Below are 18122 nucleotides of genomic sequence, written 5' to 3' on the forward strand. Positions count from 1 at the left end.
GAAAATATGTCAATTTATAAAAAAGGTCTGGAGAATAAAGTATCACTCCTATTCTTAATAGGTTAGTGATACTTACGCATTAGCTTTAGCTAAGGTGTTCCTTTTTAATCTCAGCAGATTCGAATTGATGAGAAACAAAGAAATGGTAAAGAACTTCTTTTCATATATTCATCAATAAATAATGATAATATATAGTCGTTTTTCATCTCTTTAAAATAAAATATATAAAATGTTGGCATATAAAAAATGAAATCATGTTAAATTTGTTGTGATACGTGGTAAAATAAAATAATTATTATTGGAGGTACAGTCATGACACAATCGAATAACTACTCATCTCAAGTCGAGCAAGCCAAAGACTTGGTCATTAATTCCATCGGAGAAACTATGGATTTATATGGAATTAATCGTAGTGTCGGCAACCTTTACGGTATCATGGTGTTTGAAGGAAGTATGACACTGGATGAAATGCGACAACAACTACAAATGAGTAAACCTAGCATGAGTGCAGGGGTTAAAAAATTACAAGAATATGATATCGTCAAACAACAATTTACAAGAGGTAGTAGAAAACAACACTTTATCGCTGAAAAAGATTTCTTCACTTTCTTCCGTAATTTCTTCACTAAAAAATGGGAAAGAGAAATTGACACTAATATGGAAGCTGTTAAAGATGCGGAAACACTTCTAAAACCGCTACTGGATAACAACGATTTAACTGATGAAGAACGTCAAGACATTAATAAAGTCAAAGCACAACTCGACCATTCAAAGGTTTATTACGAGTGGTTAGCTCAGCTTAGCGAAGCCTTAGAAATCGGTGAAATATTTAAATACTTCCCTATTCTAGAACATAATGATGATAAATAAAAATCAGCCTGGGACATAAATCAATGTCTCAGGCTACAATTATATATAGGCAGTAGTTGACTGATAAAGTAATTCTTTTTCTTTAGAAATTAGAATTACTTATGCATGAGTGTTAACTCATGTAATCCTTAGTGGAACACCTTAGCTAAAGCTAATGTGTAAGTATCACTAAACTATTAAAATAGTAGTGACACTTTATTTTTCAACTCTAGTCAACCTTGCCGGGGTGGGACAACGATAAAGAAATACTTTTTCTTTAGAAATTAGTATTTCTTACGCATGAGTTCAACTCATGTGTTCCATTAATGTACACCTTAGCTAAAGCTAATGTGTAAGTACTACTAACCTAATAAAATTAGGAGTAGTGCTTTATATTTCTGTCCCGCTCCCATTTTCTTATTCTATAAATTATCGTCTTGTTCTTCTTCTCTAACTTGAACAATCCTCAATGAGCGTCTTTCTATTTCTTTATGTTTTTCAGCACGCGTTTGTAACTTGATACGATCGTTACCTAGAGTAATCAAGAATGAAATCATCATAAATATAAATATAACTATCAGCGGTACACTGGCTAATATGGAAGCTGTTTTTAGAACTTCTAATGCTCGCTCCCCGCCTACTAACATTAATGAGAATGGTAATAGACATAATGCAAATGCCCAAAATAAACGATTGGCTCTTAATGGTTCGCCGATTACTTTTTTCTGAGATGCAGCAGCTAAAATATATGATCCTGAATCAAATGTTGTTGCTAAGAATAAGAATGCTGATACTAGGAATAGAACAATAATCAGCGATGGGAATGGTAGTTGATGCATCACTTCAATAATTGTCGACTCTGTACTGTGATGATTTAAAAAATCTACTACGTTAAATTGTCCTGAAATTTGTAAATAAACAGCATAATTACCAAAAATACCGAAGAATAGAACACAACCTAAGGTACCATATAACATTGTACCTAGTACTACTTCTTTTAATGTTCTACCTTTTGAAATTCGAGCAATAAATAACCCTATAAATGGTGCATAAACTAACCACCATGACCAATAGAAAATAGTCCAATCTTGTGGGAAATGAGACTCTTTACGGTGCCCTATTCCTCCAAATGGTTCAACCCAAGTTGCCATATGGAAAAAGTCATTAATCATATTCCCTAATCCAGTAACTGTTGTTTCCATAATAAATATTGTTGGTCCTACGATGAATACAAATGCTAATAGTAGGAACGATAACCAAACGTTGACGTCACTTAATTTTTGAATACCTTTTTTCAGTCCAGTATAAGAGCTAACTGCAAAGACAACAGTAATCGTCAAGAGAATGATTGAACGCATAATCATGTTATGACCATCAAGTCCTGTAAGTCTTTCAATACCTGCTGAAATCATAGGCACACCTAATGCTAAGGATGTTGCCGCGCCGCCTAATAATCCAAAGATAAATAGGATATCAACTACTTTACCGACAAATTTGTCAGTTTGGCCTTTTAAAATTGGACGGCATGCTTGGCTAATTTTATAAATTGGTTGTTTTTTTACAAATACTAAATAACCAATTGGTAATGCTGGTAGCACATAAATTGCCCACGCTATTGGTCCCCAATGGAACATGCCATATTGGGTTGCGTATTGGAGAGCCTCATCAGACATACCTTTAGCGCCGTTTGGTGGCACTTGATAATAGAATGCCCATTCAATGACACCCCAATATAAAATATCTGAACCTATTCCTGCACAGAATAACATTGCTGCCCAAGTGAAAGTATTAAATTCTGGTTTATCAGTTGCTTTACCCAAAGTAACATTACCGTACTTGCCAAATGCTATATATAATACGAAACAAAATATAACTAAACCTAAAAACAAATAAACAGAACCAATGGAATTTGAAATAGCACTATTGATATCTGTAATAATTGTTTCACTTGCTTTCGGGAAAACCATCATAGGTATAACAGCTATAAGTAATACTACGACTACACCTATAAAGGTCGTCCAGTCCATAACTTTTTCCTTTTTCAATCGTGATCCCCCTAATACTAAATGATTTATGAATCTTGATGTTCTATAAGTTACACGCTCAAAATTATTCGATTCACAAAATTGACAATAACGAACATTTAATAATAATGCAAATTACATACAAACAATAATAGCAGTCAAATTGAATATTTATATAATTTTCGTCATATAATTCATCACTATTAATTGTCGTGACAACAGTGTTAAGTTTAGATTTAACGTATTGAACAAACTTTACTTTAGTTTAATATTGAATTTTTATACACAATAAAAGAATATTTATTTATTTTAAACAAAAAACTATCTTCCATACGAATGATGAAAGATAGTTGCTATATTTATATATTTGTTAATAACCTAATAAGAATTTTAATGCAAAACCAATGATGATAGATACGACAATGACAAAGAATCCTGGAATGATGAAACTAGTTGGTCTTGTTCTACCTGTCTCATCTAATTCAACTGCAAACAATAATGTTGGTTGTGCAGGAATTACAAAGTTAACATTAAGTGTTTGGATCATTGCGACAAAATAAATAGGCGGAATACCTAAACTCATAACGATAGGTACCATTATAGATGCAGTCGCAGTTTGAGAAATAACAATCATCGCAACAACTGAAACTAAAATAATAACTAACCAGGGTGTATTACTAATTGTTGCACCAATATCTTGTTTTAATATTTTCAAGTTATTCGGTGCATTAAATATAGTTGCACCTAACCAACCTGGTCCTAATACAGCAAATAAAGCACCAAATGCTGACTGTGTAATATGAGAAGTTAAAATGTCAGAAGTGTTAATTTTGGCTAGCAATAAGTTTGTTGCTGCACTTAAATACATAAAGAATTGAACAATATCAGTCATTTCAACATTAACGGTTTTACCGTTCACATTAAATGATGGCATCAAATTTGGAAAAATGCCGAATGTTAAAATACACAATACACACAATAAGAATGCTAGCACGCCAAATTTAACCTTTTTAGAAAATTGACTTTGCAACGTTTCTTCAGGTAACTCAACTAACTTATGTGATGGTATTGGTTCTTTTTTACCGACAAACGTACAAAATACACTTAATAAAAGCATACTCAATATAGCAGTAGGTAATACGATACTTAAATATTTACCCATTGAAATTTCATAACCTGCTAATACAGAAATGATGTATGCTGTAGCTGATGCAGCTGGACTACATAAAAGTGCTAAATTAGCTGTCAAAACTGATGCAGTTAAAGCCTTTTTAGGCTGTATATGGGCTTTTTGAGCGGTCTTTGCAATAATTGGTTCTAATGATAAAGCAATATTTGCAGTACCTATACCAAAAACAAAGATAAATACAATCATAGGTGCGATAAAAATGATTGATTTAGGAAATCTTTCGATAACTTTTGATGCAATATATACTAGATAATCAATCCCGCCAGTAGCTTGTAACGTACCTCCTGCTATACCTATTGAAAGTATAATTAATACTGCAGTTACTGGTGCTGAACCTGGTGGCAATTGAAATCCGAAGATCATAATAAGTTGGGCTACGATGGCAAAGATTCCACAGCCAAGCGCGCCAGCTGTTCTTAAACCGAGTAGCACTGCTAAAATCATAATGATGATTTCTATTATAAATAGTAGCAATTCATGAACCCCTAATCTTTATTGAAGTTAAATTTTGGAACATTAATATTTTATCACTTTAATATGTGATAAGTATATATTTTCATATTTGATTATAAAATCAAAATCATGTTTTTGTATGTATAAAATATCTATCAGAACTGTTGTATCAATGGTTTTAATACAGTCAAAAATTAGTAACAATTGAGAAAATACATAATTTTAGTGTCTAGGACATAAAATTTTTGGATAAGTGAAAAAGTTTTTTAATATAACATGACATATAAATGCGTAGTATTTATGGCAAGACTCATGAGGGAACAGTACTAATTGAAGACCTTAGAATTTCTCACAGATTTATCTGTGTAGTATTTCTGGCTGAAACTGTACCCTAGGAAGGGACCCAACACAGAGAAACTGATTAAATCAGTTTCTACAAGCAAAGCAAGTTGGGCATAGCGAAGCCATACAATACGAAGTATTGGATATAAAGAAAGCACTAAGATGATTAAAATAAATCATCTTAGTGTTATTATTTTAGGTTTTATGTCTCAGGTATGTCTCATTTCACTTATTCATTTATTCTGTTTCTTCGCTTGACGTCGCTTTTTATAAATAGTTTCTTCGATAATTGAACCTGCGATAAGACCGATGGCGATAATCCATTTACCAATTAGTAACCACATAATGTCTCACCTTCTCTACCATTGACTTACTATTATATTTCCCTATTCAACTATTTTAATTCATCACATGATTATACATACTCAAATGTTGATGGACCGCTATGAATATATTCAACTACATGATGGTTCTTTAAAGAAAGTGGCACATCAATGACTCTTTGATTTAATGATCCTTTATAAGGTAAGTTAGGACGATACAATTGTGTTATAAACATTCCATCCACTAAAACGTCTACATATTCTAATAATTGATGACGTTTACCTTTATTTTGCGCTAAATATTCATATTGAAACCCAGTCCATACCCATATAGACTTTTGTTGTCCAAAATGTTGTCGAAACGTTTGTACTAACTTCAAGGTTACGTCTAAATTACAAAATGGTTCTCCACCTAAAATACTTATGCCACTTATAAAATTAGGTTCACAATATGTGATAATTTCTTCTAATATATCATCTGTAAAAGGTTCTCCATATCTAAAATTTTGTGCAGCTTCGTTATAACAATTAAGACATTGAAATGGACAACCAGAAACGTAGACACTACAACGTACGCCTTCTCCATCTACAAAACTATGCGTCTCTATTTTAGCGATATATCCACGCCCATTTTCAATTTTCAAATAAGATTTCATGCTTTAGATTCCTTCATATGTTTAACACGGGCGCACATTTCTTTATGTCTACCTTCAATGACAGGACGTTGTACTGGATTACCTAAATAGCCACATGTACGTTTAACTACATCTACTGTTTCTGGGTTATCATTGCCGCATTGTGGACATTTATAACCTTTCTTAGTAGACTCAAAATCTCCATCAAAGCCACATTCATAACAATGGTCAATAGGAATATTGGTTCCTAGGTACCCTACTCTTTCATAAGCGTAATCCCATACTGTCTCTAATGCCTTAATATTATGATTCAATTTTGGGTATTCGCAATAATGTATAAAGCCACCGCTCGCATAATATGGATAATCCTTTTCAAAATCAATTTTTTCAAATGGTTTAATATCTTTTCTTACATCATAATGAAATGAATTTTGGTAATAACCTTTATCTGTGATATCTGGAATGTCACCGAACCGTTCTTTATCTAATCGACAGAAGCGATCTGTCAAAGATTCACTCGGTGTACTATAAATACTGAACCAAATATCATATTGATTGGTCCATTGTTCTTGAAGACGTTTCATTTCCTTTAATATTTCTAGCGTAAATGCTTTAGCTTCTTGATTATCCTCCCATTCAGGTCCATAAAAAACTGTTGCAGTTTCATATAACCCAATGTAACCCATAGAAATGGTAGCTCTTTTATTTTTGAATAAAGTATCGACTTGGTCATCATCGTTAAGTTTGTATTTAAATGCACCACTTCTATACAGAATAGGAGCATTATTGACTGTAGCACTTTTTAGTCGTTCAATTCTATATACTAATGCATCATGCATTAATGTCATTTTGTCGTAAAATAGTTTCCAAAACGTCGTCATATCCCCTTCTGATTCTAAAGCTATTCTAGGTAAATTTAATGTCACAACACCTAAATTACAACGACCATTATTTTCAAATTCTCCTTTGTCATTGCGCCAACTTGGTAAAAATGATCGACATCCCATTGGTGCCTTAAAATCACCTAATAACTCAACAATTTTATCGTAATTTAAAATATCTGGATACATACGTTTCGTTGAACATTCCAATGCGAGTTGCTTAATATCATAGTTAGGATCATTTTGCTTCAAATTCACACCATCTTTAATCGAAAATACTAATTTTGGGAAAATAGCTGTTACCCTATCTTTACCTAGTCCTTTAATTCTTGTATTCAAAATAGCTTGCTGTATTTTTCGACTTAATCGATCAGTTCCTAATCCAAAACCTAAAGTCACAAAAGGTGTTTGGCCATTTGATGTATATAAAGTATTAATTTCATATTCCAAACTTTCTATAGCATCGTTAATATCTTTTGTAACTTGTTCGTCTATATACTTTTGAATCTGGTCTTCTTTCACATAATTATGAGCCATTTCACTATGATGCCGTTCATTACTTTCTGCGTATTTACTAAGTAATTCGTCTACACGATCAACTGTACAACCACCGTATTGACTACTAGAAACATTAGCAATAATTTGTACAAGTTGTGCTGACGCTGTTTGAATGGATTTAGGAGAAGTTACATTAGCATTACCGATTTCAAAGCCATTTTTTAACATACTTTCTGCATCTATAAGACAACAATTCGTTAAAGGTTGAAATGGATGATAATCTAAATCATGAAAATGAATATCACCACTTTCATGTGCTTGCGCTATATGTTTAGGTAATAAGTAATTTAAAGCATATGATTTAGAAACAATTCCTGCTGTTAAATCTCTCATTGTGGAAAATGTATTACTATCTTTATTAGCATTTTCATTTACAATAGTTGGGTCTTTTTCTATAAGTCCAGTTAATGATTGTTCTAGTTGATTCATCTTTTCACTCTTTTCTATATATAGTGTTTAATTTAAACTTAATCCACTATATATAGTTATTCAATGAATAACTCGACACTTAACCAAACTGTCATAAAGTTTTTACTAATTAATGAACAACTATAAAATAATACTTACATTATTGATGGCAATCCAATTGATAACAATGAGTGCGCTACTTATCAATACTATTATTTTAATCAGCATAAATAACTTATTTTTTTTAATAAAAAAAGACAAACCCACCTCATGGTAAGTTTGTCTTAATAAACTCAATCTATATTATGAAATATAGTTGTATGAACCAGCTTGGCTAGCTGAAATTGTACGAGTTGATACGTTACCTGGTCCACCATTATAGTTCATTTCTGAAACTTTAATTGAACCATCAGAATTTACATTTTCAACATAAGCAACGTGACCATATGCACCTTGTGATGTTTGCATGATTGCACCTTGTTTAGGTGAATTACTTACATTGTAACCATCTTGTGCAGCAGCGTTTGCCCAGTTGCTAGCGTTGCCCCAGTTAGAACTAATTTTTCCGCCAACTTTGTCATATACATAATAAGTACATTGACCAGCTGTGTATGCATTTGAACCAGAGCTTGATTGACCTGAAAATGCAGTTGAATTATTTGATGATGGCGCATTTTGTGTAGTTACTTTAATGTTTTTATCTGATGTTGAATAATCAGCACCTAATCCGCCACCTTGGTTATTTGAATTATTTGCTGTATAAGATTGTGTAGATTGATTATTATTTGTTGTAGCGTTATTTGAATTGTAGCTTTGAGTTCCTTGGTTACCATAAGAATAACTATAGTAATTACCTTGTTGTGGTTGTTGAGCTTGTTGTTGATTTTGTTGGTTCTGTTGGTTAGGGCTCCAATTACCTTTCCAATCGTAATTGTAATTACCTTGTTGGTCTATTGTGTATGTGTACTCATATGAATAAGGATCATTAGGATTATATCCATTATTATTGTTTTCTGCTGCATCTGCATCATGTTGCATTAAACCAAAAGTTGCGAAACCTGCTGTTGCGATTGTAGCTGTAGCGATTTTTTTCATTTTAAATATCCTCCTAAAGATTGATATAACTGTTTATTCTCTTTATCTCGTGGCTACCTTCAATTTTCAATTAATAAAAGTTTTTTACTCGTTAAATAACGACAAGTCACACTCTAACAGACATACAAGGGTTTGTGGTCAATGTTAATGTTTTGTAAATGAATCATAATAATCCAACATTTTTTGTAAAATTGTTGGATATCGTTGTAATGGCTTTCAATTCATTGCCTAGGCTATTATTTAATTATATTTATATTATTTATTACTGTTTATGTAATTTATCTGACAATTACAGACATAAAAATACTAAGATAATAGCTTTATTTCTACTATTATCTTAGTATTTGATAATCTATTAATGTTGATTCAAATAATTCAATATAACTTGTTGATACATATCTATATAATCTAAATATCGAGATTTATAAACATATTCGTCTGTTTGATGTGCCAACGTTATATGTCCTGGTCCAATAATAGCTAAATCAAAATCTTCATCTTTATCCCCTAGTAATTCTGCTGCATCTGTTGCACCAACCATACCTGATACTTTGAAGTCGTGATTATATTCTAAAAATGTGTTTATTAAACGATTATCTTTATGCGTATAAACTGTAGGATGATTAACAGTGACTTCTACAGATAATCTTTCACTGTCTATTTCTTTTACAGTATTTTTAAATAACTTTTCAATAGCAACATTATCATATTCTGGCACTGTTCTTATATTAAATTCTGCGTAGGCAGATTCTGGCACTGTATTGAATTGCTCGCCTCCTCTAATAATTGAGTTTACAATTACTAGTCCTGCTGCCACATCTTCCTTTAGGTCACCATCATTATAATGACCTTGCTCTCTAATACATTCATCAATATAAGGATGAACATCAAGCGAATGTTCTTTTTCGTTCTTTTTGATTTCAACATATTTTTCTTTAATCCTTTGTATGAATGCAATTAATGAATTGATTGCGTTGTGCCCTAATGATGGTAAAGATGAATGTGCCGGTATGCCTTTAGATGTTACTTTTAATCCCATAGATCCCTTTGTTGCGTAAAAAGCGAAACCATCTGATGGTTCAGCAATGATCATTCCATCTAAATCATTAACATATCCTTGTTCTTTAAATAATTGAGCACCTGACATTTCTTTTTCTTCTGCAGCAGTAGCCATTAATCTAATTGTCCCTTTTTGTAAATGACCCGATTCCTTAATCTCAATCATGGCTATAATTAATGCTGCTAATCCACCTTTCATATCTGTTGTTCCACGTCCATACAACTTTTCATCTTCTTCAGTTAATTTAAAAGGATCATATTTCCATTCATTATAATCTCCTGCGTCAACTACATCCATGTGTCCTGATATAGCAATTTTAGGCTTTCCTTCACCTATTTCAGCAACTAAATTAGCACGACGATTGTCAACTTTTATTATTTTCGAATCAATATCATATTTGTTCAAAAATGCTTTAAAATAATTACAAACCTCAAGCTCATTATCATTTTCAGTATTTATTTCTACAATATCAGCTAAAATTTTTATTTTATCTTCTTCTGAAAATACACTCATGTCATCATCCCCATTGTATTTCATGTAATTAATCACTTTACATTAAATTTTTCACTTACAACCAATAAATAAACACTATTTTAAATATGTATTTTACTGTGTACCGATTTTTTGGGAAAAAACGAAGAGGATACGATGAAATGTCAACTTTCTTCATCGTACCCTCTATTAATTAAATAACGAATTATTTACTGTTTATAAACATAGTTAAATGTATTATTAAAACTCTTATACATACTTCAAGACGTCCTCTATCTATATGAATTCATAGATTCAAGCCAACTTATAAATGATTGTTGTTCTGCTTGATTAAAATATTTTTTAGACAAAATATCTTTAAGTAGTTGCTGTTTCTTAGACGAATCTATTACTTTCGCCTTAATTAATTGTCTTGCCTCATATAAGAAATCAATATAATTCTCATAAGATTTGTCATATGTTTCAGATAAATCTTGAATAATTTGTTTTCCTAATTTGGGACTTGCACCTTCTGTGGAGACACTGATAGTTAATCTTCCTCTTCTAAGTTGATTAGGAAACGTTATATTACCTTGTTGGGCATTACCAACATGATTAAATAGTGTGTGAGGGGATATATGATTTTTAATTTCATCGTTAACATGCGCTTGATTTGTAGCGGCAATCACTAGGTCGGCATTGTTTACATCTGATGCTTCAAAAGATTTTTCTTCCCACGTAATCTGTTGCTGTCGTACTAGTTGTTCCAATATATCTGTAATATGCGGACTGACTACATGAATTTGTGATGTATATTCAAGGAGCAAACTTACGCGACGAGTGGCAATTTTTCCGCCTCCAATAACAACTACATTCATATTTGTTAAATCAATCATTATTGGCATTTGCATGGGTAATCCCCATTTCTATTTTAATAGACATCTCTTTGATATCTATTTTCTTTTTTCATTTGTTTTAGATAATCTTCAGCTTCTGTTTCAGATAAATTTTGTTCTTTTATCAATACTTCTTTAATTGTTTGATGTACATCTTTAGCCATTTGTTTTTCGTCTCCACAAATGTAAATAGCCGCTCCGTTTTGAATCCATTCATTAAATTGCTCACTATTTTCTAAAATACGATGTTGTACGTACACTTTGTGTTCAGTATCTCTAGAAAAAGCAACATCTAGTTGAGTTAGATAACCTTTATCCAACCACTCTTGCCAATCTTCCTGGTATAGAAAATCCGTTTCAAAATGTTGTTCACCGAAGAATAGCCATGTATTTCCTTTTAACCCAAGTTCTTCTCTTTCTTGCATATAACTTCTAAATGGTGCAATGCCTGTTCCTGGTCCAATCATGATAACTGGAATATCACTATCTTGAGGGAATTTAAAATTCGGATTACGTTTTAAATAAATTGGTACTGTATCACCCGGTTGAAGGCGTTCTGCAAATTCTACAGAGCATACACCTTTTCTATTACGACCATGTGATTGATATCTAACTGCACCGACCGTAATATGTACTTCATCAGGTATCGCTTTATAACTACTTGAAATTGAATACTCTCTAGGCGGTAATTTTCTCAATAATTGGAATAGGTTTTCTGGTTGTAATTCTGTTGTATCAAAATCATTTAATAAATCGATAAGGTCTCGACCGTCAATATAATTTTGAATCCATTCTTTATCTTGAACTCTCTCTTTTAAATCATCATTATCAAATAACACAGCAGCATTTTCTAACAATGGCTTTGTTAGTTTCGTAATTTCAAAGTAGGATGATAATGCTTCTTCTAAGTTAAGTGTATCTCCATCATCATTGATAAGTACTTGGTCTTCATAATCCCAACCTAATGTACTGATTAATAACTCTACTATAGCTGGATCGTTTTGTGGTAACACAACAATACAATCCCCTGGTTCAAAGTCTTCACCAAAATTATCTAATAGTAATTCAACATGACGTGTTTCTTTATTTGATCCTTCACCATTTAAATTAATATTTTCTAATACTTCCGCTTCATAAGGATTTGATTTAGAATATTTTCTTTCTTTTGCTAATTTTATAGACTCACTTACCACCTGTTCACTCTCTGTATCTTCAGGTTTAGAACCAATTGAATTAATCACATTGGCCATCCATTTTTCAGTGTCTTCTTCATAATCTACATCACAATCTATACGGTCATAGATACGTTCAGCACCTAATTCATCTAATCTAATGTCAAAATCTTTACCAGCTTGACAGAAATATTCATAGGTTTGATCACCTAAAGCTAATACTGAAAATCTTACACCATCTAATTTTGGTGCTTCGCGTCTATGTAACGCTTCGTGAAATTCAAATGCATTGTCTGGTGGGTCACCTTCGCCATATGTTGAGGTAATAATAAATAAGTCTTCTACTTTCTTAAGATCAGAAGTATTGAAATCTTCCATTGATTTTAATGTGACATCGTTTCCTAGGTTCACAAGTCTTTCTTCAAATATTTCAGCCAAACTTTGTGCATTTCCTGTTTCAGAACCATATAAAATGGTAATTGTTCGCGATTCTGGAGTAACTTCTGGTTCCTTTTCAGCTAGTAGCGCTTCAGTCTGTTGGTTACTTTGTACTGAATCACTTGAGTTCAACGTGGAAGTTGATTCTTTTTCATTATTTGACACTTGTTCACTAGCTAAAATGTATCCACTTAACCACATTTTTTGTTCGGGTGATAGTGTTTGAAGTAATTCATTAAGTTGTTCTGCTTGTTCCTCATTGAAAGGACTATTTGTGATGTTAATCTTCACTGTTTCCACCTCTTATCTTCAATACTAAATTCTTTAAATCCGTACTTTATATATGAAATGATTTGTCGTTCTATATTTTTTATTAATTTTAAATTTAAACGTTCAATCTGTAAGCGTTCAAATACTAATAGCTAATCATCTTAAAATTCTATTATACATATTAATTTTTAAGTCGGATTCGATTACTTTCATTATGTACCAAAACGTTAAAACAGTAAATGATAGTGTAATTACATCTCTTTTTTAGTACCATTTGATACGATTTGATTTCAAATTTAAAGATAAGTGGTTTATAAACAGTATCTTACTTAACATTTCTCAGGAAATAATACCTTTATTGTTATCAATTATGCGTTAACTCGCATAAAAACAGTATTATCACCTTGATATTTTGAAAGATATAGCTGTGTAAAATACCAAACTAAAAGATTTCCTAAGAAAGCACGAATAAAAAAACTGTCGACAAAGTCATATACTTTGTCGACAGTCTGATTCAACCAGATTTAACTGATTATTTATCCAATTACAATTGATCCATATTTTCAATTAAAGTGATTTTGCCTTTTTTACTATGCACAACGACTGAGAAATCATTATCTTTATTACTATCGTAAATCAATTCATCGCCTTTACGTTCATCTGGCTCATTATATACGTCTGTAAAATCATCTTCTGATACATTCGAAGGTGCTACACCCACTCGATCAACTTTATCACCAGAATATAACACGGCTAAATCACCATATTTTTCATAATATGTTTGGCCCCCATCAACTTTGCCTGTAGGCTTGCCAAATTTACTTTCAACTTCTTTTCTCGTCATATCTTCATAAATGCCTTTGTAACCATCAGTAGAAGCAGATTTCATATAACCTTGATCGAAGTTACTACTAAATACATCAATCGTTGGTGCTTTTTCTGAACCTTTTTTATCATTTGATGCGTTATCATTTGATTTACTAGTATCTTTAGATTTTTTATTTGTCTCTGTAGTTTGATTATCGTCAGAACTATTATTGATTACATTGTTATAAAAATAATAAGCGCCATATAACAATGCTGCTATCAATAGAATAAAGATAATTGATAAAATCACGATCCATATCGGTTTTTTAGTCTTTTTATTTTGTTGAGGGTTATATTGATTACGATCTGGATACTGTTGATTAGTTTGTTCATTTTGTGATGCCGATGAAGTTGCTTTATCCTGATTATTTAAAGACTTCCCACATTTATTACAAAATGCTTGCCCAGACTTTAATTCATTTCCACAATTGGGACAATATTTCATTTTCATCGTTCCCTTCTCTCAATAATCGTTCACAGTTTATAGTTTTAAAAATATTGTTATACAATATTTTAAATTAATTTATGTAAAATGACTATCTTTTCTTTTACATTTTTAAAATTAATTGTTTTAATCCTATCAATTAATAAAAAAGTACCGCTCCAAAAAGGGCGATACTTTTTATGAATCCTGGTCTTGATGTGTGTCTTCATATCGAATGCGTTGTCGATAACCATACGTACTTTCTTTTATTAATTTTTCATCGAGTAATCCAGCACCAATAGCACCTGCTACTGTGGAAATAGATGCTGCAAACCAAGGAATGCTTAAATATAAATCAGGGCCAGCTGGACCTTTAAGACTAATTTGTTTTCCTAAGAAATCTGCTGGTAAAAGAACTAATTCTGCGAATAAAAACATTAAATAGAGAATAATATAATATATGATAATTGCAATAAACAATGTCATAACAGTTGTTAAATTATATAATAAGGTGATTCTTTTATTTTTGCTGTGCTTTGAAGATTCCCACAGATCATGTGACACCATAATCCATAGCAACATACCTAATATTGCAATAATAGAGATACCAAATAATCGCCACATTGAGAAATTGTCAGCCATCTGCCACATGGTAGTAAATATTAAACCAAAGGCGCCTGTAGTAAAAGCGATAGCTACAATATTACTTAAACTAGCCATCATATTGAGTGGATTGTTCGCAAATGTCATGCCGCTAACTAACCTAAACATACCTCTTGTTCTAGAGCTTGATAAATATCGTGTATGATGAGTCTCTGTATTTTCTAAATATACTTGCGTTTTATCGATTTTAGATAAAGGAAACTGTTGCTTTATACTTTGTTCAATATTGTTATTTTCATCATAGTCACGATGATCTTGTTCAGCATGATGCACTTCATTGATAATTGTTAAAATCGCACTTTTAAAACGCTTTTTAACTGGTCTCCAACCAAATGCAGGATAAGAAAAGATAGCAGCACCATTTTTCATATTAATATCTACAGCCATCACACGATGTTGATGAAAAATAGGTAAATCTGTAATTGCAAGAACGTAATCCCACTCACGTTCATCGTGATACTCTTGAACTTTACTAAATATATCTTCTACATTTTCAGCATAACCAGTCAGAGGATCGACAACTAAGTCAATTTCCCATTCATATTGATTTTCATTTTGTTCAGATAAAATATCAGGAACATCTTCCATTATTTTTTCTGCAAGTGCTTCTGTAACACCAGGTGCTACTACTAAACCAATCATTTTTCGTTGCGACATTAGCGTCCCTCCTCTCTGTGCTCTTGTTTCTTGCCTTTGTTTAAATCATCATTACGATCATCACTTGAAGATTGCTGTTCCACTTCTTGATGTGATGGATCATGTTGCTGTTCTTCCTCTTGTTGTTCTTCTTGAGCTTCTTTATAACGTTGGTACTGACGATATGAATAAGTAATCTTACGGATTTTTTCTTCATTTTCAACTGTAGATCCCATTGCACCAGCTAATAAACCAAGTGAGGAAACAAACCAAATTAATCTAACGTAATTCATAAATGTAAATTCAGCTTGTGCACTTGTCCAACTATTAAATAAACTTACTGGTACGAATAAGGTAATACTTATAGTTAACAGTATATATAATACAAAATAGTTAATAAGAGTAATGACAACAAGTGTCAACATTGTAGTCGCATTATATATCCATCTATAAGTCCTTTGAGATTTAGCTGTTTTTCTTTCAATTAATCTATGGGCGTAAAAAAGCCAACCTGCCATCCCAACTATTGATATAATCATTAAGATAATAAATCTTAATGGTGAATAAATAACACTGAGTTCCCATGGCATTGAAAAAATTGAGACATATGTTCCAGTCGCAAAGGCTACAGAAATAATTTTTTTAAAGTTAAATACATTCTTCCACGGCTTATTTGCTCGTGTTAAGCCACATATTAACTGAATCCAACTTATTAACATTAATGTATTGATATAGCGTCTTTTAGCGGATTCATCTTCTGCAGGTTCAACAGAACGTAAATGTATGAGGGGGTGTGTACTAGGTTTCTTTAAGGGTTCATTATAATAAAGTTGTTCAATCATAGTTGTGATACTACTGATTAACTTTCGTTTTAAATCAATTGCTCCTAATGAGGGTAATGACAACATTGCAACTTGTTTGTCATTATCAAAATCACTCACTACAACTCTTTTTCCTGAAATACTTGGAAGATCCGTCACACATATTGCAAAATCCCAATTTTTTTCATTTTTAATTTGTTCAGCTTTATCAACACTTTCGTGTACATCTTCCGCAGATCCAATGATTAAATCTTCTTTTACATCAAAGTTCCACTGACTATCATCGTTAATTCGTTGTGATAATAAGCGTTTTACTTTAGGAATGATTTTTGTCACATGCTCGTGCGCTACGCCTGGAGATGGTACTAAACCTACTGTATACATCGTCATACCTCCTTTCTTTATATAATTTTTGAAACTTTGGTCTAATTACCTATTATTAATAAAAATAGCAGAAACTATTTTAGTATATATAAATATAATGATATGCAAATCTTATTATTACCTAACTTTTCCTTTTTAAACCTTTTAAAAAGAATTAGCAGACAATAATACATAATAACTGTATTTATTAACATTTACAAACAATCTTTTTATACATTTACTTTTTTTTAGCAAATAATAGTCTAAAATAAATAAGTTTAATCTCAAACACAAAACACCTTGAAAGGAACTCAATTGATTTCCTTTCAAGGTGTTGAATTAAAAATAAGCCTATTTACTTTTTATAGATATTACTTTAATTATTTCTCTTTATTATCGTTAAAACGACGTGTTACTTCGTCAGTGAAATCATCTTTGTTAGAATCGTCTTTTTTTAATTTATCTTTTTGACGACTTAATTCTTCGTGATGATTATGTTCATTAAAGTGATCATCTTCTCTATGTTCTTCTTCATATGAATCACGATGATTGTCTACATTGTTATCTCTTTGTTTATCATCTTTTAAATGATTATCTATATCTTCACGATGTTCTCTATGAACATTGTCTTCTTTACGTTGATTGTCATAATCATTATGATTATCTACTACACGGTCATTTCTTTTTTCATCAGTTTCATGATGACGTTGATTATCGTTATGTTGATCATTAGTATGATGTTCATTATTTCTATGCTTGTCATCATTATGATTGTCTACTTGTTTGTTTTTTCTAACTAATAACATAATACCAGCAATTATCCAGAATAATGCTGCTATCCAGTTCATCACTAATGATAGGACTCCTGCAATTAATAATAAGATACCTGCTAATTTTGCATGTTTTTTTATTAATAACGTTGCAATTATTGCAATTACAAAAATAACTAAACCGTATATTAGACCTACTTTAAAGATTGAAGGTAATAATTCAGACATGTGTGATGTTGAGTCTACGGCCGGATTAGAAGCTGCTTGTTCTTTCGCTTGTCTTTTTATTTCACTTTGCACTTCACTTCTTCCACCAAATAATGATGCTACCCCTAAAATTAATATTACAAATAATTGAGTAATGATCCCTAACCAAGCAAGGATGCGTTCAATTGTTCTTTTCATCAATTTACACCTCTTTCTCTATTTCTTAATCATTACCCAAATGAATATTAATATATGCTTAAATTATTAAATTAAATTCATAAAATTTTAATTATCCCTATTATATCAA

General features: G+C 31.6%; 13 protein-coding genes. 1 reads left to right on the forward strand and 12 read right to left on the reverse strand.

The window, feature by feature from the left end:
* Positions 1-312: 312 nt before the first annotated feature.
* Positions 313-870, forward strand: coding sequence for a choline uptake/conversion transcriptional regulator CudC (gene cudC, locus GVY01_RS09975; protein ID WP_017636653.1), 558 nt, complete (start codon positions 313-315; stop codon positions 868-870).
* Between the two features lie 401 nt (positions 871-1271).
* Here the strand turns inward: cudC and GVY01_RS09980 are convergent, their stop codons facing one another.
* From GVY01_RS09980 to GVY01_RS10035, 12 genes are all read right to left on the reverse strand, one after another.
* A complete protein-coding gene (locus tag GVY01_RS09980) occupies positions 1272-2894 on the reverse strand; it encodes a BCCT family transporter (protein ID WP_017636654.1) in 1623 nt (540 codons plus the stop codon).
* Positions 2895-3243: 349 nt separating this feature from the next.
* Positions 3244-4536, reverse strand: a complete 1293-nt coding sequence (locus tag GVY01_RS09985) for an anaerobic C4-dicarboxylate transporter family protein (protein ID WP_017636655.1) — start codon at positions 4534-4536, stop codon at positions 3244-3246.
* A 736-nt stretch (positions 4537-5272) separates the two neighbouring features.
* Positions 5273-5836, reverse strand: coding sequence for an anaerobic ribonucleoside-triphosphate reductase activating protein (nrdG, locus tag GVY01_RS09990; RefSeq protein ID WP_046466954.1), 564 nt, complete (start codon positions 5834-5836; stop codon positions 5273-5275).
* Positions 5833-7683 carry an anaerobic ribonucleoside-triphosphate reductase gene (gene nrdD, locus GVY01_RS09995; protein ID WP_017636658.1) on the reverse strand — a complete coding sequence of 617 codons (1851 nt, stop codon included), beginning with the start codon at positions 7681-7683 and terminating at the stop codon, positions 5833-5835. Before nrdD ends, nrdG begins: the two co-directional genes overlap by 4 nt.
* A gap of 282 nt (positions 7684-7965) precedes the next feature.
* Positions 7966-8757, reverse strand: a complete 792-nt coding sequence (locus GVY01_RS10000) for a CHAP domain-containing protein (protein WP_017636659.1) — start codon at positions 8755-8757, stop codon at positions 7966-7968.
* Between the two features lie 355 nt (positions 8758-9112).
* Complete coding sequence (locus tag GVY01_RS10005) at positions 9113-10330, reverse strand: ArgE/DapE family deacylase (RefSeq protein WP_159333743.1); 1218 nt, start codon at positions 10328-10330, stop codon at positions 9113-9115.
* A 251-nt stretch (positions 10331-10581) separates the two neighbouring features.
* The gene (locus GVY01_RS10010) at positions 10582-11199 is read right to left on the reverse strand and encodes an NAD(P)-binding protein (protein ID WP_017636661.1); all 618 of its coding nucleotides are present in this window, start codon (positions 11197-11199) and stop codon (positions 10582-10584) included.
* Between the two features lie 20 nt (positions 11200-11219).
* Entirely contained in the window at positions 11220-13085 is a 1866-nt protein-coding gene (locus GVY01_RS10015; RefSeq protein ID WP_017636662.1) for an assimilatory sulfite reductase (NADPH) flavoprotein subunit, read from the reverse strand.
* 523 nt (positions 13086-13608) lie between these two features.
* Positions 13609-14376: a zinc-ribbon domain-containing protein gene (locus GVY01_RS10020; RefSeq protein ID WP_026083450.1), complete on the reverse strand. Its 768-nt coding sequence runs from the start codon at positions 14374-14376 to the stop codon at positions 13609-13611.
* A 177-nt stretch (positions 14377-14553) separates the two neighbouring features.
* Positions 14554-15675, reverse strand: a complete 1122-nt coding sequence (locus tag GVY01_RS10025; protein WP_017636664.1) for a hypothetical protein — start codon at positions 15673-15675, stop codon at positions 14554-14556.
* Positions 15675-16859 (reverse strand): 5,10-methylene-tetrahydrofolate dehydrogenase, encoded by a 1185-nt coding sequence (locus GVY01_RS10030; protein ID WP_017636665.1) that lies wholly within the window; start codon positions 16857-16859, stop codon positions 15675-15677. Before GVY01_RS10030 ends, GVY01_RS10025 begins: the two co-directional genes overlap by 1 nt.
* Positions 16860-17218: 359 nt before the next feature.
* Positions 17219-18013, reverse strand: coding sequence for a DUF4064 domain-containing protein (locus GVY01_RS10035; RefSeq protein ID WP_029055924.1), 795 nt, complete (start codon positions 18011-18013; stop codon positions 17219-17221).
* Positions 18014-18122 lie beyond the last annotated feature (109 nt).

The organism is Staphylococcus sp. 8AQ (assembly GCF_902506595.1).
Lineage (GTDB): Bacteria > Bacillota > Bacilli > Staphylococcales > Staphylococcaceae > Staphylococcus > Staphylococcus pasteuri.